This is a genomic window from Pseudomonas protegens, assembly GCF_013407925.2.
In the GTDB taxonomy this organism is placed as follows: Bacteria; Pseudomonadota; Gammaproteobacteria; order Pseudomonadales; family Pseudomonadaceae; genus Aquipseudomonas; species Aquipseudomonas fluorescens_AP.
On record NZ_CP060201.1, the window covers coordinates 6644088 to 6665545 of the forward strand.

Consider the following 21458-nt stretch of genomic DNA (forward strand, 5'->3'; position numbering starts at 1 on the left):
ATGACCACTAATACGTTGAAAGGTAGACCCGGCCGCTGGCCGGGCTTGCGCTAAGTTGCTCGAATCTTCGCTTCAGGTAGGGGCGCAAGCGCCCGTGCCGGCTCCCCCTGTATCACGCGTCATGAGGTCACCTTGCCGGCCGGCACCAGGAGGCCGTCGTGCCACCAGGACGCCAGGCTGTAGACGTGCGGCGCCTTGAGCAGGGTGAAATGGTTACCCGGCCCGTACCAGGTCTGCAGGTGATCCGTGTGTCGGCTCCAGCCCTCGATCATGCCGGCCTGCTCGCGCTGGTTGCCCTGTGCATCCAGCGTCGGATCATCGGCCAACACCAGGCGCACCGGGCCGTTGTAGCGCTGGCGCGGCTGGTAAACCGTGCGCAGCGCAGCACCAAAGGCACGCGCCGGCCCTTGCATCACCTCAGGTGTGGAACGCGCCGAGAGCATGCCGACGCGCACCATGGCGGCGTGCAAGGCTGCCATTTGTGCCGACTCATCCAGGTCGGCGAAGGCCTGCTGATCAATCCCGAACGGTTTTCCAGCCGCCAGTTGCAGGGTTTCGATCAGGCGCAGTAACACGCCGGGCGCGGTATACGGTTTGCCAACCACCCCCGAACTGCCCGGCGATTCACTGTCGACCAGGGTCAGCGACAATACTTCGCGCCCCTGGGCCTGCAGACGCAGCGCCATCTCGAAGGCCACCCAGCCGCCAAAAGAATGCCCGAGCAGATGCACCGGCCCATTCGGGCATTGCTGTTCCAGCGCCTGCAGATAAGCCTGCGCCGCCGTCTCCACGCGGCTGTGGGGCAACGCCTTGGCGTCCAGCCCGCGGGGTTGCAGGCCATGGATCGGCCAGGCCGGCCCGAACGCATCACTCAGGCCGATAAACCCCGTGACGCTGTCGCCGGCCCCCGGTATGCAGAAGATCGGTGCCTGCCCGGCCTGCCCGCTCTGAATCGTCAGCAGCGGCTGGTAAGGCGTGTTGGCCGGTGTTGCCGGCAAGGCCTTCAAGGCATCGCCGATGGCCTGCCCCAACGCCGCGATGTGCGGCGCCTGCATCATGCTCTGGTGGTCGCCAGGCACCCTGATACGTTGCAGCAGGCCCGCCGGGACAACCTGATCCCAACCCAGCGTGTCACTGCTGCGCGAGGCCTCATCCATGCGTTCTTCGGCCGTGAACAAATGCACCGGCATGGTCAGCGGCAACACGCTGTAATGGGCTTGCGCATGGCCGTGGGAGACTTCACGGTCCAGGTAGGCCCACAGGGCCTCACGGGACAGCGCCGCCAACTGCGGTTGCAGCAGGCCGGCGTCGCGGCAGCGTTGCCACAGGGTGTCAAAGTCCATCTGCGCCGCGTCACCCTCCAACTGCGCGAGGGTGGCCAGCGCCTGCCCATCCACCGGCCGTTGAACCTGGCAGAAGGCGCGGCACTGTTCGAGCAGGTGCAGGCTGTGGGCATGGGCCACCGACCAGCGCGCCTTGCCTTGATCGACCAGACGCGGCACGTGGGTGTCGAGCAGGCCGAGGAAACTCACCTCCTCGTCCATGCCGATCAGCTGCGCGGCGATTTCATACGCCAGCAACCCGCCGAACGACCAGCCGGCCAAACGGTAAGGGCCGTGCGGCTGCACGCTACGCATCATCTCGATGTGCCGTGCGGCCAGGCATTCCAGGGTCCGCAACTGCGGCTCGCCCCAGGCCACGCCTTCCAGGCCGTAGACCGGAATATCCGCATCCACATGCCGGGCCAGCGCCGGGAAATACACATTCAGCCCGCTGAACTCATGCACCAGGAACAGCGGCGCCTGGGTACCGCCGGCACGTACCGTGACCAGGCCCTGCTCGAGTGCCGGCGCATCGCTGCGCAAGCGCAGCAGCGCGGCCATCGAGGCGACGCTGGCATGCTGGAACAACTGCGCCAGGGTGACCGGCAGGCCGTCCTGGGTCAGCAGGCTGACCAGGCGAATCGCCAGCAGCGAATGCCCGCCCATTTCGAAGAAACTGTCGTGGCGCCCTACCCTTGCCAGCTTCAGCACCTGGGCCCAGTGGCCCGCCAGGCGTTCTTCCAGCGCCCCGACCGGCGCCGCATAGTCGCGGCTAAGCACCGCCTGCTCAGGCGCCGGCAACGCCTTGCGGTCGAGTTTGCCGTTCGGTGTCACCGGCAAGCTGTCCAGTTGGACATAGGCGCTCGGCAGCATGTACTGCGGCAAGTGGCTCAGCAGTTCTTCACGCAGTTGCTCGATCGAACCCGGCGAACCGCACAGGTAAGCCACCAACTGCTTGCCGGCGACCTGCCCTTCACTGTCGTCGCGAGCCATGACCACGGCTTCCCGCACGCCTTCACAGGCCAGCAGCGCGCTTTCGACTTCGCCCAATTCGATACGGAAACCGCGGATTTTCACCTGGTCATCGTTGCGCCCCAGGTATTCCAGGGTGCCGTCCGGCAACCAACGGCCGAGGTCGCCGGTCTTGTACAGACGGCCCGGGCCATCGCTGAACGGGTCGGCCAGGAAGCGCTCACTGCTCAGTTGCGGCTGGTTGAGGTAACCGCGGGCGATCCCGATACCGGCCAGGTGAATCTCACCGGCCACCCCCAGGCCCGTCGGATGCCCATGGGCGTCCAGCACATACACGCGGGTGTTGGCGATCGGACGCCCAATGGCACGTGGATGGGGGTTGGCGGCAAACACTTCATTGGCGGTGGCAATGATCGTCGCTTCAGTCGGGCCATAGGTATTGAGCAGGCGCGGCGTGTGGCCGCTGCGCAGGAACCAATGCTGCACCGCCTCCGGGCTCAGTTCTTCGCCGCCCACCACAATGACTCGCACAGAGGCCGGAATGGCAGTGCTGTGATCGTCCGCCAGGCCTTGCCAGAAGCGGGTCGGCAAGCTGATCACCGACAGCCGTGCCTGCGCCGCCAGGCCCCAGAATTGCGCGGCATCGGTCAACCAGTCGGCACTGCGCAGTACCAGGGTGGCGCCGCAAGTCAGCGCGCCAAAGATCTCCTCGATGGACGCATCGAAGTTGATGGTCGCAAATTGCAGCGCACGATCCCCCGCCCCCAAGCCGGTCAAGCCACGAATCGCCTGGATCTCATTGCACAGGCCCGCATGCTCGATCATCACGCCCTTCGGCGTGCCGGTCGAACCGGAGGTATAGAGCACATAGGCCAGGTGTTCGCTGGCAAGCCCCAACTGCGCAGGCTGCGGGTTGTGCGTGCCCAGCTCGCGCCAGGGTTGCAGCGCGCTGTTCAAGGTCACCACCTGCATGGCCTGCGGCAACGTGCCGAGCAGCGGCAGCACCGCGTATTCGCTGAGCAACACCCGTGGCGCACTGTCGCCGAGCATGAAGGCCAGACGTTGCGGCGGGTAAGCCGGGTCGAGCGGCACGTAAGCAGCACCGGACTTGAGGGTGGCGAGCAAGGCCACCACCATCTGCATCCCGCGCTCCAGCGCGATGGCGACACGCTCGTCAGGCTGCACGCCGAGGGCAATCAAATGATGGGCCAACTGGTTGGCCTGGGCATTCAACTCGGCGTAGCTCAGCGCCTGGCCGTCGAACTCCAGGGCAATCGCGTCGGGGCTGCGCAGCACCTGGGCCTCGAACAGGCCATGGATCAATTGATCCTGAGCTTCGTCGGTGTGGGTCTGGTTGAACTCCAGCAGCACCTGCTGACGTTCGGCCAGCGGCAGGATCTCCAGGCTGCTCAGCGATGCGTCCGGGGTACGTTCCAGGGCGTCCACCAGGCTGTCGAGTGCGCCGTGCATATAGCCGCAGACCCGTTGTGCGCCGACTTCCGTGCTGACCTGAACGGTCAGGGCGAAGGCCTGGCCGAAGTCGTCGACGTCCAGCGACAGTGGGTAGTTGCTGCGTTCTTCACCGCCCAGGGCGTGGATGCCGGTCCATACCGCGATGTCTTCACTGGAGGCGGCACTGGCACTGTGACGATAGTTGAGCAAGGCACTGAACAAAGGTGCCGGAGCGGCCACACCACTGCAACGCTGGGCCAGGGCCAGCGACGCGTGTTCATGACCGAGCAGCGTGGTCAAGCGTGCATGGGTGGCCTTGACCCCAGCCTGCGCCCCCTCGGCGCCCACACTGACGCGCAACGGCAAGGTATTGAGAAACAGCCCCAAGGCGCGTTCACCGCCCTGCAGCCCGCCCATCAGCACCGTGCCAAACACCACCTCATCCTGGCCGCAGACATGGGCCAGTACCTGGGCCCACGCCACATGCATCAGGCTCGCGGCGCTGACGCCCAGTTGCCGTGCGGCGCTGCGCAGACGCTGGCCAAGGCCCTCCTCCACCAGCAGTTGCGCCGTTTCCAGAGTGCCGCCGGCTTGCACATCGTGCAGGCCAAACGGCAGGGTCGGCTCGTCGATGTCCGCCAGCATCGCGCGGAAAAACGCTTCGTGCTCCTGCTCCGTCAGGCCCAGGCGTGCCTGGGCCACATAGTTGCGGTACGGCACCGGCGCGCTCAAGCGGTCCTGCTGAGCGGTGAGGAACGCCTGCAACTCGTACTGCAAGAGATCCATGGCGAGGTGATCGAACAGCATGTGGTGGAACATCAGCAGCGCACACCACTGCTGTTGCGCAACGTCATAGGCACCCACCAGGCGCATCAGCGGTGCATCGCGCAGGTCCATGCGGAAATGCTGCGGGTTGAAACGCTCACGCAACTGCGCACCGGCGTCGCCTTCATCCTCCAGGCTCAACTCTTCCAGGGCGAACGGCACGTGGCGCAACACCACCTGCACCGGCTCGCTCAAGCCTTCCCAGCGCATGGTGGAGCGCAGGATATCGTTACGCTCGACCACGCCCTGCAAGGCTTGGGCAAAGGCATCGAGGCGCTCGCGACTATCGAAGTTGAACGACGCCTGCTCCAGGTACAAGTCGCCCTCATCCGCCAACAGATGGTGATACAGGATGCCTTCCTGCAACGGCGTCATGCCGTAGATGTCCTGTACGTTGGCCAGTTGGCCCGGCACGCTGGCCACGATGCTGTCGATCTCGTCCTGGCTGAGGTTGGCCAGCGGCAGCAACTCGGGCGTGATGCGTCGGCAATCAGGCGCAATGGCATTGGCCGGAATCACCAGCGCGCGGCTGCTGCCGACGACTTTGGCCAACCCGGCCAGGGTCGGATGGGTAAACAAGGCGCCGACGTCGACCCGCAGGTCTTCCTGGCGCATGCGCTCCACCAGCTTGACCGCCAGCAACGAATGGCCGCCGAGTTCGAAGAAGTTGTCATGCCGACCCACTTGTTCCAGCTGCAGCACTTGCTCCCAGACCCGTGCCAGGCGGCGTTCGATACGCCCTTGCGGCGCCTGGTAATCACGGCTCGCCACCGCCGATTGATCCGGGGCCGGCAAGGCTTTGCGGTCCAGTTTGCGGTTCGGCGTGAGCGGCAGCGCTTGCAGGGTGACGAAGGCCGACGGAATCATGTATTCCGCCAGCAACGGCGCCAGGTAGCTGCGCAAACCGGCGGCGCTCAGCTCGACCCCGGCATGCGGCACCACGTAGGCCACCAGGCGTTTCTCGCCGGGACGGTCTTCGCGTGCAATCACTGCAACTTCCTTGACGCCGGCGCAGTTGCCCAGGCGCGATTCGATTTCGCTCAGCTCGATGCGGAAACCGCGCACCTTGACCTGGAAGTCGTTACGGCCCAGGTACTCGATCGAGCCGTCCGCAAGGTAGCGTGCCAAGTCACCGGTCTTGTACATCCGCGCACCCGGTACCGGGCTGAACGGGTCGGCAATAAAGCGCTCGGCACTGATCACATCAAGGTTCAGATAACCGCGTGCGACGCCGTCGCCACCGATGAAAATCTCCCCCGCCACGCCGAACGGCACTGGCTGCTGCCGGCTGTCGAGCAGGTAGATGCGGGTGTTGGCCATCGGTTTGCCGATGGTGGTGTTGCCATTGATGTCGCCGGTGTAACTCACGTAAGCCGCTGTACAGGACACCGTCGCCTCGGTCGGGCCGTAGGTGTTGATCAGCCGCACGTGGGCCGGGCGCGCCTCGTCCCAGAGTTTGAGTTTTTGCGCCGACAACGCATCCCCCGTGACGTTGATCAAGCGCACATCGCGCAGATGGGCCTGGGCCTGCTGCGGATCGTGATGCCATTCAGCGGCCAGGGTGTGCCAGTGAGCGGCCGTCAGGTGCAGGAAGGTCGGGCTAATGGCCGGGTCCCGCGCGGCTTCGGTGCCGAACACATGGCGGCTTGGCGCCAGGGTCGCGCCCGCCAACAGGGCCGGGAAGATCTCCTCCACCGACAGGTCGAAGTTCAGCGTGTTCTGTTGCAACACGGTGTCCTGCGGCGTCAAGCCGAACAGGCGCGCGGCGTCGAGGCTGTAGTTGACCAGCCCGCGGTGTTCGATCATCACCCCTTTGGGGTTGCCGGTGGAGCCGGAGGTGTAGATCACATAAGCCAGGTGACGGGCATTGAGGCCCGGCACCACCGGGTTGTGTTCGGCGCCGTCGAGCGGTTCATCCAGCAGCACACGGGGGATCGCCAGGGCCGGCAGACGGTCCTGCAACGGGCGCTGGGTCAACACCGCCGACGGTGTACTGTCGGCGATCATGTAAGCCAGGCGCTCCGGTGGGTAATTGGGGTCCAACGGCACATAAGCGGCGCCGGCCTTGAGCACCCCGAGCAGGCCCACCAGCACCTCATCGCCGCGCTCGGCGCAGATCGCCACGCGCTGGTCCGGGCCAATGCCCAGACCGATCAGGTGGTGCGCCAGGCGGTTGGCCCGGCGGTTGAGCTCGGCATAACGGATGCGCTGCGCTCCGAACGCCACCGCAATGGCCTGCGGCGCGGCCTCGACCCGGGCTTCGAACAACTGGTGAATAGTGGCCTCGTGCGGGTAGGCGACTTCGGTATTGTTGAGTGCGTGCAGCAGGTGATCGCGCTCCTCCTCATCCACCAGCGCGATATGCGCCAACTGCGCCTGGTCATCGGCAACCATCGCCTGCAGCAGTCGCTCGAAATACCCCAGATACCGTTGCAGGGTGCTCTCGTCAAACAGCGCCGTGGCGTACTCCAGGTTACCGGCGATGTGGCCTTGCACTTCACCCAGGTCCAGGGACAGGTCGAATTTGGCAAAGCTGCTGGTCTCGCCGACCGCTTCGAACTGCAGGTCCCCCATGACCAGGCTTGGGCCGTCGCTGTTCTGCCAGGTCAGCAGGGTCTGGAACACCGGGCTATGGGCCAGGCTGCGCGCCGGTTTGACCACTTCCACCACTTGCTCGAACGGCAAGTCCTGATGGGCTTGCGCTGCCAGCGTGCGGTCCCTGGCATGGGCCAGCAAGGCGGCAACGGTCAGGTCCTCGCCCGCACCGATACGCACGGCGAGGGTGTTGACGAACAGGCCGATCAGGCCTTCGACTTCGGCACGCATGCGGTTGGCAGCCGGCGAACCGATCACCACCTCATCCTGGCCGGACAGACGGCAGAGCAGCGCGCCCCACGCGGCCATCATGGTCATGTACAGCGTGGTGCCGTGGCGTTGACTCAAGGCCTTGAGCCCGGCGGTCAGGTTGACGTCGAGCAACAGGGTCAAGGTCGCGCCACTGTAGTCCTGGCGCGCCGGACGTGGGCGGTCGGTGGGCAGCATCAGCAAGGCGGGCGCATCCGCCAGCGCTTGCTGCCAGTACTGGCTCTGTTGCTGCAACACCTCGCCACTCAACCAGCGGCGCTGCCACACGGCAAAATCGCCGTATTGCAGGGCCAGCGGCGGCAGCGGGTCCGGCTGGCCGTGACGGAAGGCCTCGTACAGCGCCATCAATTCACGGGTCAGCACGCCCATCGACCAGCCATCGGAGACGATGTGGTGCATGGTCAACAACAGCACGTGATGATCGTCGGCACGCTGCAACAGCTGTGCACGAATCAGCGGCCCCTGTTCCAGGTCGAACGGTTGCAGCGCGTCGGCGCTGATGTGCGCTTGCAGTGCCGCCTCGCTGTCGACGTCCAGACGCCGCAGGGCAAAGGCGCGCTCGGCCGGATCGATACGCACCAGCGCCTCGCTGTTGTGCTGCACGAAACGACTGCGCAGGGCTTCGTGGCGCGCCACGATGGTCGTGAGCGCGCGTTCCAGCGCGTCGGCATCCAGGTGACCGCGCAGCCTGAGGGCAATCGGCATGTTGTAGGCGGTGCTGGCACCTTCCATCTGCGCCAGGAACCACAAGCGCTGCTGGGCAAACGACAGCGGCAAGTCCTGGTCGCGCGGCACCGGCAAAATCGCCGGCAAGTTGCTGCGCGATGCCTGTGCCAGCACCTGGGCCAATGCCGCCAGTTGCGGCTGGGCAAACAGATCGGCCAGGGCCAGTTCCACACCCAGACGTTGGCGCACTTGGGAAATCAGGCGCATCGCCAACAGCGAATGGCCGCCCAATTCAAAGAAATGCCCTTGTCGACCAATCTGCTCCAGCCCCAGCAGGTCCTGCCAGATTTGCGCCAGGGTCGCTTCAACCTCGCCCTCGGGCGCTTCATACACACCGCTGACCACCGCGTCGAGGCCCGGTGCCGGCAAGGCCTTGCGATCCAGCTTGCCGTTGGGGTTCAGGGGCAATGCGTCAAGTTGCACGTAGGCCGACGGCACCATGTACTCCGGCAGTGCGCTCTGCAGATAGGTGCGCAGGTCTTCGATCTGTGGCGCAAGGCCGGTGAAGTAGGCCACCAGCCGCTCATCACGTACCAGTACCGCAGCCTCGGTCACTTCGGGGTGGGCCGCGAGCAGCGCTTCGATTTCACCCAGCTCGATGCGCAGGCCGCGGATCTTGACCTGGTCGTCGTTGCGGCCCAGATAGTCGAGCGTGCCGTCGGCGCGGTAACGCGCCAGGTCACCGGTTCGGTACATGCGCCCGCCCGGCGTGAACGGATCGTCGAGGAAGCGTTCGGCGGTCAGCGCTTCACGGTTGAGGTAGCCACGCGCCACGCCGGCGCCGCCGATGTAGAGCTCACCCACGCTGCCGGTCGGCAGCAGTTGCCCGTAGGCGTCCAGCACGTAGAGCCTGAGGTTGCGCAGTGGCCGGCCCAGGGGAATATCGGCGGCACCGTAGCGGCCGAGGTCAGCGTCGACCGCATGCCAGGCGACCACGTCGCTGCACTCGGTCGGGCCATAACTGTTGATGAACTGCGGGCGCGGCACCGGCAGTCTTTCCAATTGCGACAGCTTGATCGGCTCGCCCCCCAGCACCACGCGGCGCAGGCGACTCAAGGCGGACTGCTGGTCGGCGTCGATCAGCGCATAGAACGCGCTGGGGGCCAGGTTGATGTGGGTGATCGACTGCTCGCCGATCTGGCGCACGATGCTCGAAGGATCAAACGGGGTGTCCGCCAGATGCAAGGTGGCACCCACGGCCAGGCTGGCGAAGATGTTTTTCTGGGTCAGGTCGAAGCTGTGGGACGTCAGCAGCAACACCGCATCGCCCGCATCCAGACCCACGTCGTCAAGGTACCAGCCAAGCATGTTGACCACGCCCTGATGCTCGACCATGACGCCCTTGGGCTGGCCGGTGGAGCCGGAGGTGTAGATCACATAGGTCAAGTGCGTGGCCGTCAGTTCAGCCACCTGCGGGTCATGCAGGTACGGGCTGTACGCATCATCACGGTCGAGGTCGACCACCGGCAGGCCCGGCTCGCCGGCCAGGTGTGCGCTCGCACTGTGCACCAGCAGCGCCGCCGGGGCGCTGTCGTGCAGCATGTAGTGAATGCGCTCCAGCGGGTAGTTCGGGTCGATAGGCACATAGGCGCCGCCGGCCTTGAGAATGGCCAGCAAACCGACAATCAGCTCGGCACTGCGCTCCACGCAGATCGCCACGCGCTCATCCGGCTGTACACCAAGCTCGCGCAAGTGGTGGGCCAGTCGGTTGGCACGCTCGTTGAGCTCGCGGTAGGTCAGTGAACCGTTGCCGGCCTGCACGGCACAGGCATCCGGTGTGCGCAGCGCCTGAGCTTCGAACAGACTGTGCACCGTAGCGGCCGGCAACGCAGTGCGCAGGCCGCCAAGACCGGCCAACTGCTGTTGGCGCTCGTCTTCGTCGAGCAGCGGCACACGGGCCAGCAGCGCCTGATCGTCGGCGACCATGGCGCGCAACAGGCGCTCAAGGTAGCCGAGGTGACGGCTCAGGGTCGGCGCATCGAACAACGCCGTGGCGTAGCTCAGGGAGCCGATGATATGGCCCTGGGCCTCGCACAGCTCCAGCGACAGGTCGAACTTCGCCGCGCTGTTGATCTGGCCGCTGCCTTCCAGCACCAGGTCACCCAGTGCCGGGGCCACGCTTTCGTTGTTCTGCCACGTCAGCATGGTCTGGAAGATCGGGCTGTAGGCCATGCTGCGCACAGGTTTGATGATATCCACCACCTGTTCGAACGGCAGGTCCTGATGGGCCTGCGCGCCCAGCGTCTGGGCCTTGACCCGCGCCAGCAAGGTTTGCACGGTCGGCTCGCCCGAGGCGTCGATACGCACGGCCAGGGTGTTGACGAACAGACCGATCAGGCCTTCGACCTCGACACGGTTGCGATTGGCCACCGGTGAACCGATCACCACTTCATCCTGCCCGGCCAGCCGGCTGAGCAACGCGCCCCAAGCCGCCAGCAGTGTCATGTACAGCGTGGTGCCATGGCGTTGGCTGAGGGTCTTGAGGCCCTGGGTCAACTCGGCATCCAGCTGCAGGCTCAGCACCGCGCCGGAAAAGTCCTGCTGCGCGGGACGCGGGCGGTCGGTGGGCAAGGTCAACATGGCCGGCGCACCGGCCAGAGCCTGTTGCCAGTAAAGACTTTGCTGGTGCAACACCTCGCCACTCAACCAGCGGCGCTGCCACACGGCGAAGTCGGCGTATTGCAGGGCCAGCGGCGGCAACGGGTCGGCCAGGCCCTGGCTGAAGGCGTCATACAGCGCCATCAGCTCGCGGGTCAGCACGCCCATCGACCAACCGTCAGAGGCGATATGGTGCAGGGTCAACAGCAGTACGTGGTGTTCGTCGCCCATGCGCACCAGACGCGCGCGCAGCAACGGCCCGTTGACCAGGTCAAACGGGGCCAGCGCTTCGTGCTCGGTCAAAGCCTGCAATTGCTGCGCTGCATCGGCCCGTTCGCGCAGGTCATTGTGTTCAAGCACAAAAGCGCCTTCGACCGGGGTGATCAGCAACTGCGGCTCATCGTTGTCGACCACAAACACACTGCGCAGCACTTCATGGCGGCTGACGATCTGCGCCAGGGCGCGCTCCAGCGCCAGCGTATTAAGGGCGCCGCGCAAGCCCAGGCCAACCGGCATGTTGTAGGCGGCGCCGGCATTGTCCATCTGCGCCAGGAACCACAGGCGCTGCTGGGCAAAAGACAGTGGCAGTGGCTCTTCACGGGATACCGGCACAATCGGCGGCAGGCTGCTGCGCCCCGCCTTGGCCACCGCCTGGGCGAGGGCCGACAGTTGCGGGTGGGCAAACAGCGCTGCGAGGTCCAGCTCCACCCCCAGGTGCACGCGCACCTGGGAAATCAGACGCATGGCCAGCAACGAATGCCCGCCCAGCTCGAAGAAGTGATCGTCACGCCCGACCTGCTCGACCTTGAGCAATTGGCTCCAGATCTGCGCCAGCGCCACTTCCACCTCGCCCTGCGGCGCTTCATAGCCACGGCTGAGCAAGGCTTCCTGATCCGGAATCGGCAGCGCTTTGCGGTCCACCTTGCCGTTATTGGTCAGCGGCAGGCTGTCGAGGCGCACATAGGCTCGCGGCACCATGTACTCCGGCAGTTGCTCTTGCAGCCAGGTGCGCAGGGCCTGGATGTCCAGCGCCTGGTGCTCGGTGAAGTAGGCCACCAGGCGCTTGCTGCCCGGCTCGTCCTCACGGGCCAGCACCACCACCTCGTTGACGTGCGGGTGTTCGCCGAGGCGGTTTTCGATTTCCCCGAGTTCAATGCGGAAACCACGGATCTTCACTTGGTCGTCATTACGGCCCAGGCAATCAAGCTCGCCCTTGGCCAACCAGCGGCCAAGGTCGCCCGTGCGGTACATCAACGCGCCCGGCTCGCGGCTGAACGGGTCGAGAATGAATTTCTCGGCGGTCAGTTCAGGCCGGTTCAGGTAACCCTTGGCGACGCCTTTGCCACCGATGTAGATCTCCCCGACAACGCCCAAGGGCACCGGCTGCTGGCGTTGATCGAGCAGGTAAATGCGCGTATTGGAAATCGGCCCGCCGATCGGCACGCTCTCGGCATCGTCGGCCAGCGCACGCACTTCAAAAGTAGTGGCGTAGGTGGTGGTTTCGGTCGGCCCGTAGCAATGCACCAGACGCAGCTTGGGTGCATGCTCCAGTAGGCTGCGGAACGCCGCCGGGTCCGCGCGTTCGCCGCCGCACAACAGCATGCGCAAGCCCTTGAGGGCGTCGGGAATCAGCTGTACGTACTGGTTGAACAGCGCCGTGGTGGTGAACAGGATGGTGACCGCCGATTCGCTCAACACGGCGCCAAAACGCAGCGGGTCAAGCAGCGTGTCGTGATCGATCACCACCACTTGGCCGCCATTGAGCAAGGCGCCCCAGACGTCCATGGTGCTGGCGTCGAACGCCGGGTTGGAGGCAAAGGCGATACGGTCATGGGCATTGAAGTCGGCATAACCGCCGTTGATCACCAGCCGTGTGATGCCCCGATGCGGCACCAGCACGCCCTTGGGCACGCCGGTGGAACCGGAGGTGTACATGATGTAGGCGACCGACTCGGCAGACTGTTCAAGGGCCGGATCGTGGACCGCTGCATCGCTCAGATCGAGGCTGTCCAGGTTCAGCTGCCCGCCGCCTTCGGGGGCTTGATGGGCGCTGGTGGTGAGCAGCCATTGCGCGCCGCTGTCCTGGCGCATGAAGGTTTGCCGGTCGGCGGGGGCGTGGACATCCAGCGGCACATACACTGCGGCGGCCTTGCTGATTGCCAGTTGGCTGACCAGCAAGTCCACGGAACGCTCCAGCAGGATGGCTACGCTGTCACCCGCCTGCACGCCCAGGCCGATCAGGTGGTGAGCCAGGCGGTTGGCGCGCCGGTTCAATTGCGCATAGCTCAGCGACTGTTCACCGTGAACCACCGCTATAGCGTCCGGCCGGATACCGACCTGAGCCTCGAACAAGGCGTGTACGGTCGAGCTCTCTGGGAACGGACGCTCGCTGTCGTTGAAGGCCTCCAGCAGTTCCTGGCGCTCAGCCTCGGGCAGCACCGACAGCTCCTGCAACGGCGTAGCTGGCGCATGTTCCAGGGCATCGACCAGTTGCTGCAGCGCCGCTTGCATATAGACGCAGACACGCAGCGCGCCAATCCCGACCAGCGCCTGGGCATTGAGTTGAAAGCCGCTGCCGAAGTCATCGACGTTCAGCACCAGCGGGTAGTTGGTGCGCTCTTCCATGCTCAGCGCCTGAATGCCGTCCCAGGCGGCAATGTCGGCGCTGGAGACTTGCGCGGCCGCGCTGTGGCGGTAGTTGAGCAAGGTATTGAACAACGCCTGCGCCGCCGGCATGCCGCTGCAATGCTGGGCCAGCGACAAGGATGCATGCTCGTGGGCCAGCAGTTGCGCCAGTTGCGCGTGAGTGGCACGCACGGCCTCGCGGGCACCATGGGCGCCGATGCTGACCCGCAGCGGCAAGGTGTTGATGAACAAGCCCAGCGCACGCCCGGCCCCTTCACCGCCTTGCAAGCGGCCCAGCAGCACCGTGCCGAACACCACCTCATCACGGCCACTGACCTGCGCCAGCACCTGGCCCCAGGCCAGGTGCATCAGGCTCGCGGCGCTGACCCCGAGCAGCCGCGCCTGCTCACGCAGCCGCCCGCCCAGTACGCTGTCGAGCATCAGGTGCGATTCCTCGACCCCTCTGCCGTCGCCCTGCACATTCTGCAGGCCGAACGCCAGGGTCGGTTCATCGATATCACCCAGCATCGCGCCGAAGAATGCTTCATGAGCCCGGCGATCGGCGCCCAGGCGCGACTGCGCCACATGCTCGCGATACGGAATCGACGGCGGCAACTGTGCGCTCTGGCCTTTGAGGCTGGCCTGGACTTCCTCGATCAGCACCTCCAGTGCGGTATGGTCGAGCACCATGTGGTGGAACAACAGGATGCCGACCCAGCGCTGGTTGGCGCTGTCTTCGGTGTAGGCCAAATGCATCAGCGGAGCCCGGGTCATGTCCAGGCGATAGTGGCGCGGGTCGAAACGACTGTGCAGTTGCGCCAGCACGTCACCCTCGGCCGGGTCGATGGCCACCTGTTCCAGGCCCAGCGAAGCCTGGCGCCATACCACTTGCACAGGCTCCGCGAGCCCTTCCCAGGCGATACTGCTGCGCAGGATGTCGTGACGGTCGATCACGCTTTGCAGGGCCTTGGCGAACAGGTTGAGCGGCTCGGGACCGGTAAACGCAAACAGCATGTGCAGCAGGTAGGCATCGCCCTGATCCGCGGCCAGATGGTGGTAGAACATACCGTCCTGCAGCGGTGCGAGGCTGTAGATATCCTGCACATTGCGCACGCCGCCGGGCACGCTGGCGACGATGCGGTCGATGCTGCCTTGATCCAGTTCGGCCAGGGGCAGCAAGTCCGGGGTGATCTGCTCGCAGCCAGGCTCGATCAGGTTGGCCGGCACCCGCAGCTGCGCATGGCCGCCCACGGCGGCCGCCAGGGCGGCCAACGTCGGCTGGCCAAAAAGGACACGCACGTCGGCGCTCAGTTCGAGCTGGCGCATGCGCTCGATCAACTTCACCGCCAACAGCGAATGGCCCCCCAGTTCGAAGAAGTTGTCGTGCCGCCCTACCCGCTCCACGCCCAGCAACTCTTGCCATAGCGCGGCGAGGCTGTGCTCCACCTCCCCCTCCGGACGCTCGTATTCGCGCCGCGCCAGTGCGTCGCCATCCGGCGCCGGCAAGGCTTTGCGATCGAGCTTGCCGTTGGTGGTCAACGGCAAGCGCTCAAGCATCACGAATGCGCTGGGCACCATGTAATCGGCCAGGGACACCAGCAACTGCTGGCGCAGCTCGGCCGCCACCGGTTCGGCGCCATCGGCGGCGATGACGTAGGCCACCAGGCGCTTGTTGCCGGGCTGGTCTTCGCGAGCAATCACCACCGCGTCACGCACGCCCTCACAGGCCGCGAGATGCGCCTCGATTTCCCCCAGTTCGATACGGAAACCGCGGATTTTCACCTGGTCGTCATTACGCCCCAGGTAGTCGATGCTGCCATCTGGCAACCAGCGGCCCAGGTCACCGGTCTTGTACAGGCGGGCATCGGCCCGCCCGCTGAACGGGTCGGCAATAAAACGCTCGGCATTCAGTTCCGGGCGGTTCAAGTAACCACGCGCCACCCCGGCGCCGCCCACGTACAATTCACCCACGACGCCCACCGGCACCGGTTCGCGCGCGCTGTCGAGCACGTAGAGCTGCAAGTCCGGAATACGCCCGCCAATCGGGCTGACCCCGACCAACTGCGCATCCGCCGCTTCAAGGGCACGGTAAGTCACATGCACCGTGGTCTCGGTGATGCCGTACATGTTCACCAGTTGCGTACCGGCGTTGGCCGTTCGCGCATACCAAGGCTTGAGCATCCCCGGTTCCAGGGCTTCGCCACCGAAAATCACCTGGCGCAGGGAATGCTTCAAGGCACTCTGGCCCTGGGCGGCGATCAATGAACGGAAGGCGCTCGGGGTCTGGTTGAGGATGGTCACACCGGCACTGCACAGCAGCGCATAGCACTCGTCCGGCGAGCGACTGGTGAGTTGCGGCACCACCAGCAACTGCCCGCCGTGGATCAGTGCGCCCCAGATTTCCCAGACCGAGAAGTCGAAGGCGAACGAGTGGAACAGCGCCCACACGTCGCGGTCATTGAAGTTGAACCACCCTTCGGTGGCGGAGAACAGCCGCGCCACGTTGCGGTGCTCGATCATCACGCCTTTGGGCAGACCGGTGGAGCCCGAGGTGTAGATCACGTAAGCCAGGTTGGCCGAGGTCAGGCCGGGCACTTGCGGGTTGTGCATCGGCTGCAGTTGCAGCTCCGTCGCGTCCAGATCGATCACCGGCACCGCAAGTTCGGCAACCCGCGCCTGTGTCGCCGCCTGCACCAGCACCGCCACCGGCGCACTGTCCTGCAGGGTGTAGCTGATGCGTTCCTGCGGGTAGGCGGGGTCAATCGGCACGTAACCGGCGCCCGCCTTGAGGATGCCGAGCAAGCCGATGATCATTTCCAGCCCGCGCTCGACACAAATGGCCACCCGATCATCCGGGCGCACGCCCAGGCTCAGCAGGCGGTGCGCGACCCTGTTCGCGCGGGTGTTCAGCTCGGCGTAGCTCAGGTGGCTGTCTTCAAACACCACCGCGATGGCCTCGGGTTGCTCGGCAGCCTGGCGCTCGATCTGGTGATGAATCAACGCGGCATCGGCATACAGGCTGTCCGTGGCGTTCCAGTGTTGCAACAGCTGCTCACGCTCAAGCGCCGGCAACATGCCCAGGCTTGGCAGCGCGGCCTGTGGCGTCTGTTCCAGCGCCTGCACGAGGTTTTCCAGGACACATTGCATATAGCCGCAGATGCGCGCGGCACCAATGCTGCCATCGGCCATGACCGACAGGCTGAAGGCATCGCCGGTGTCGTTGACCGACAGGGTCAGCGGGTAGTTGGTGCGCTCCTTGCTGTCGAGGATGCCGATACCTTCCCAGGCGGCCTGCGCAGCCTGGGACACATCGCCACCGCCAAGCTGGCGGTAGTTGAGCAGCGAGCTGAACAGCGGCGTAGAGGGCGCCACCTTGCTGCAGCGCTGCGCCAGCACCAGCGACGCGTGCTCATGGCCGAGCAGACCGGTCAGGCGCGCATGGGTCGTCTTGACCAGGCTGCGCACGCCCGCCTCACTGAGGCTGATGCGCAACGGCAGGGTGTTGATGAACATCCCCAGGGCGCGGTCGGCGCCTTCGCCACCTTGCAGGCGCCCCAGCAAGACCGTACCGAACACCACGTCATCGCGGCCGGAAACACCGCCCAGCACCCGTGCCCATGCCAGGTGATACAGGCTCGCCGGGGTCACGCCCAACTGCCGAGCCAGTTGGCGCAGGCGCGTGTTGAGGTGGTCATCGAGTGGCAGCAGCACCTCTTCCACCCCGTGGCCATCGCCTTGCACATCCTGCAGGCCAAACGGCAGGGTTGGCTCGTCGATGTCGCCGAGCATTTCACTGAAAAAAGCTTCATGCTCTTCGCGGCTCACGCCCAGACGCGCCTGCGCCACGTAGTTGCGATACGGCACCGAAGCCGGCAATTGTGCTTCTTCACCGCGGGTATGGGCTTCGACTTCGGCGATCAGCATGCGCAGGGAGGTTGCGTCGTCCACCAGGTGGTGCAACAGCAACACGGCCACCCAGCGTTGGTTGGGGGCGTCCTCGCTGTAGCCGATGCGCATCAGCGGGGCCTGGCGAATGTCCAGGCGATGGTGGCGCGGGTTGAGGCAGGCGGTCAGTTGTTCTGCGATATCACCGGCGGCCGGATCCAGGGGGATTTCATCGAGGCCCAGGCGTGCCTCGCGCCAGACCACTTGCACCGGCTCGTCCAGGCGCTCCCAGACCACTGCGGTACGCAGAATGTCATGTCGCGAAATCACCCCTTGCAGTGCCTCGGCGAAACGTGTCAGCCGCTCGCGGCTGGTGAAGCTGAAGGTCACGTATTGCAGATAGGGGTCGCCCTGGGCGGCCGCCAAATGGTGGTACAGGATGCCCTCCTGCAGGGGCGCCAGGCTGTAGATTTCCTGGACGTTGCGCGCCCCGCCCGGCACCGTCGCCACGATGCGCTCGATGGCCTCCTGATCGAGGTCCGCCAGGGGCAGCATGTCCGGGGTGATGTGTTCGCAACCCTCAGGCACGCGATTGGCGGGGACCTCCACCTCCTTGCTCGCACCGGCGACAGCCGAGGCCAGGGCCGCGAGGGTCGGCTGACCGAACAGCACACGCACATCGGCCGCGAGCCCGACCTGACGCATGCGCTCGATCAACTTGACCGCCAGCAACGAGTGGCCGCCCAACTCGAAAAAGTGATCCTGGCGCCCGACCTGCTGAACATTGAGCAGGTCCTGCCAGATCGTCGCGATCGCCGCTTCGACTGCGCCTTGAGGCGCTTCGTATTGACGCCGCGCCAGTGCGTCGGCGTCCGGCGCCGGCAAGGCCTTGCGGTCGAGCTTGCCGTTGGTGGTCAACGGCAAGCTGTCGAGCATGACAAAAGCGCCAGGCACCATGTACTCGGCCAGATGCACCAGCAACTGGGTCCGCAGGTCGGCGGCGTTCGGCGCCCTACCCTCAGCGCCAATCACGTAGGCCACCAGGCGTTTGTCCCCCGGCGTGTCTTCACGGGCAATCACCACGGCTTCGCGCACGCCGTCACAGGCGGCCAGGCGCGCTTCGATTTCGCCCAGTTCAATCCGGAAACCGCGAATTTTCACTTGGTCGTCGTTACGCCCCAGATAGTCGATGCTGCCGTCTGCCAGGCGACGGCCCAAGTCGCCGGTCTTGTACAGGCGAGCGTCGGGGCGGTCGCTGAACGGGTCGGCGATAAAGCGCTCGGCATTCAGTTCCGGGCGGTTCAGGTAACCACGGGCCACGCCCGCGCCACCCACGTACAGCTCGCCCACCACCCCGACCGGCACGGGTTCGCGCCGATCATCGAGCACATACAACTGCAAGTCCGGAATGCCCCCGCCAATCGGGCTGGCACCCACCAACTGCGCATCCGCCGCTTCAAGGGCACGGTAAGTCACATGCACGGTGGTTTCAGTGATGCCGTACATGTTCACCAGTTGCGTACCGGCATTGGCGCTGTGCACGTACCACGGCTTGAGCATCCCCGGTTCCAGCGCTTCGCCACCAAAAATCACCTGGCGCAGGGCGTGCTTGAGCGGGCTCTGCCCCTGGGCCACGATCAGCGCGCGGAAGGCGCTGGGGGTCTGGTTGAGAATGGTCACACCGGCGCTGCACAGCAGCGCATAGCATTCATCGGGCGAACGGCTGGTCAACTGCGGCACCACCAGCAACTGCCCGCCGTGCATCAGCGCACCCCAGATTTCCCAGACCGAGAAGTCGAAGGCGAACGAGTGGAACAAAGCCCATACATCGTGATGGTCGAAGTGGAACCAGGCCTCGGTGGCGGTGAACAGGCGCGCCACGTTGCGGTGTTCGATCATCACGCCCTTGGGCAACCCGGTGGAACCGGAGGTGTAGATCACATAGGCCAGGTTCGCCGGCGTCAGGCCCACGACCTGGGGGTTGGCGGTTGATTGGTCCTGGCAGTCGCCGGCGTCCAGCGTGATCACCGGCACCGACAACTCGGCCACCCGAGTGTGAGTCGCCTGTTGCACCAGCACCGCCACCGGCGCGCTGTCCTGCAAGGTGTAGCTGATGCGTTCCTGGGGGTAGGCCGGATCGATCGGTACATAACCGGCACCGGCCTTGAGAATGCCCAACAGGCCAATGATCATTTCCAGACCGCGCTCGACGCAGATCGCCACCCGATCATCCGGGCGCACGCCCAACGCCAGCAGGCGATGGGCGACCTGGTTGGCGCGCTGGTTGAGGGCGCCGTAGCTCAGGCGCTGATCGTCGAACACCACCGCGACAGCCTCAGGCTGCGCCGCCGCACGGGCTTCGACCTGGCTGTGGATCAGCGCGTCGTCGGCATACTGCGTTTCATTGCTGTTCCAGGCGTGCAGCAGATGTTCGCGCTCGGTGGCCGGCAGGATACCCAGGGTGTGCAGCGGCGCCTGGGGGCTGTGCTCCAGCGCATCGACCTGACTCTGCAAGGCGGCATTGAGGTAGCGCGCGACACGCTCGGCACCAATCTCGGGGCCCGCGAGTACAGTGATATGGAAATCCTCACCCAGGTCATCGAAGTTGATGGTCAAGGGGTAGTTGGTGCGTTCCTCTGCTCCGAGCGCCTGCATGCCGGCCCAGGCTGCCTGCGCTTCGCTGGTGGCGCCGATGGCACTGTGGCGGTAATTGAGCATCGCGCTGAACAGCGGCGTCGGCGTGGCCACGGCGCTGCAGCGCTGGGCCAGGGCCAGCGAGGCGTGCTCATGCTGAAGCAGCGCGGTCAGGCGCTGATGGGTCAACTTCAGGCCACTGCGCACGCTTTGCGCACCGACGCTGACACGCAGCGGCAAGGTGTTGATGAACATGCCCAGGGCACGCTCAGAGCCCTCGCCCGCGTGCATGCGCCCCAGCAGGACCGTACCGAAGACGACTTCCTCGCGCCCGGACACTTTGCCCAACACTTGCGCCAGCGCCAGGTGCACCATGCTGGCGGCGCTCACGCCCATCTGGCGCGCCTGGGCACGCAGGCGCTTGCTCAAAGCGCTGTCGAGCATCAGGTGGCTTTCGTCGATGCCCTGACCATCCCCCTGAACGTCCTGCGCGCCGAAAGGCAGGGTCGGCTCATCGATGTCGCCGAGCATTTCGCGAAAGAACGCTTCATGCTGCTGTTCCGTTACCCCCAGCAGCGCCTGGGCCACGTAGTTGCGGTACGGCACCGGCTCGCCGAGGTGCTCGACCTGTCCCAGCAGGAAGGCCTGCATTTCATGCTGCACCACCTCCATCGCGGTATGGTCCAGCGCCATGTGGTGAAACATCAACACCGCCACCCAACGCTGATTCGGCGAGTCCAGCGCAAAAGCCATGCGCATCATCGGCGCCTGGCGAATGTCCAGGCGATAATGGCGGGCATCGAAGCGACCTTGCAGCTGGCTCAGCACGTCACCGTCGCGCGGGTCCAGGTGCACTTCCTCACTGATCAGCGCGGCCTTGCGCAGCACCACCTGGACCGGTTCATCGAGGCTCTCCCAGACCACGGTGGTGCGCAGAATGTCGTGACGCTGGATCACGTACTGCAAGGCTTCGGTGAATTGCTCAAGGCGCTCGCGGCTGTCGAAGGCGTACTGCGATTGCAGCAGATACGGGTCACCCTGCTCGGCGGACAAGTGGTGGTACAGCATGCCTTGCTGCAACGGCGCCAGCGGGTACATGTCTTTCACGTTGGCCAGGCCACCGGGCACGGCGTCGACAATCTGGTCGATGGTCGCCTGGTCCAGTGTCGTCAATGGCAGCATCTGCGGGGTGATGCGATAGGCAGGGCTCAGCCAGTCGCCACCGTTGCGGGCGATCAATTCGAGCAATTGCACCTTGTGCCTGCGCAGGCCGTCGATCACCCCGTCATCGAGTCCCTCATCGTCGCCCAGGATGATCAGGTCATCCTCTTCACGTTGCAGATGGATCGCGTGGGTCGAAAGAACTGCCATCAATTCGCTGAAGTGCATGGTGTGACCTGCTTAAGATTCGAAAACAGTGACGAAAAAAGCCCGACTTCGCGTGTAACCGAAATACCGGGCATCGAGCGTCGGCGCATGCCTTGCTTGGGCAGAGGCGCCGCCGCCGACAGGTTCAAAAAGGGATGGGTTGAATACGTGCCACAGGACTCCCCA

The 21458-nt window shown here is 65.2% G+C and carries 1 protein-coding gene; it reads right to left on the minus strand.

Features of this window, described 5'->3' with window-relative positions; translation table 11 throughout:
- Window positions 1-119: 119 nt before the first annotated feature.
- Entirely contained in the window at window positions 120-21293 is a 21174-nt protein-coding gene (locus tag GGI48_RS30580) for a non-ribosomal peptide synthase/polyketide synthase (RefSeq protein WP_179601726.1), read from the minus strand.
- Window positions 21294-21458 lie beyond the last annotated feature (165 nt).

What these genes read in the sequence shown, in the direction of transcription:
- GGI48_RS30580 (WP_179601726.1), bottom strand. Translation starts at nt 21,293, where the DNA reads ATGCACTTCAGCGAATTGATGGCAGTTCTTTCGACCCACGCGATCCAT.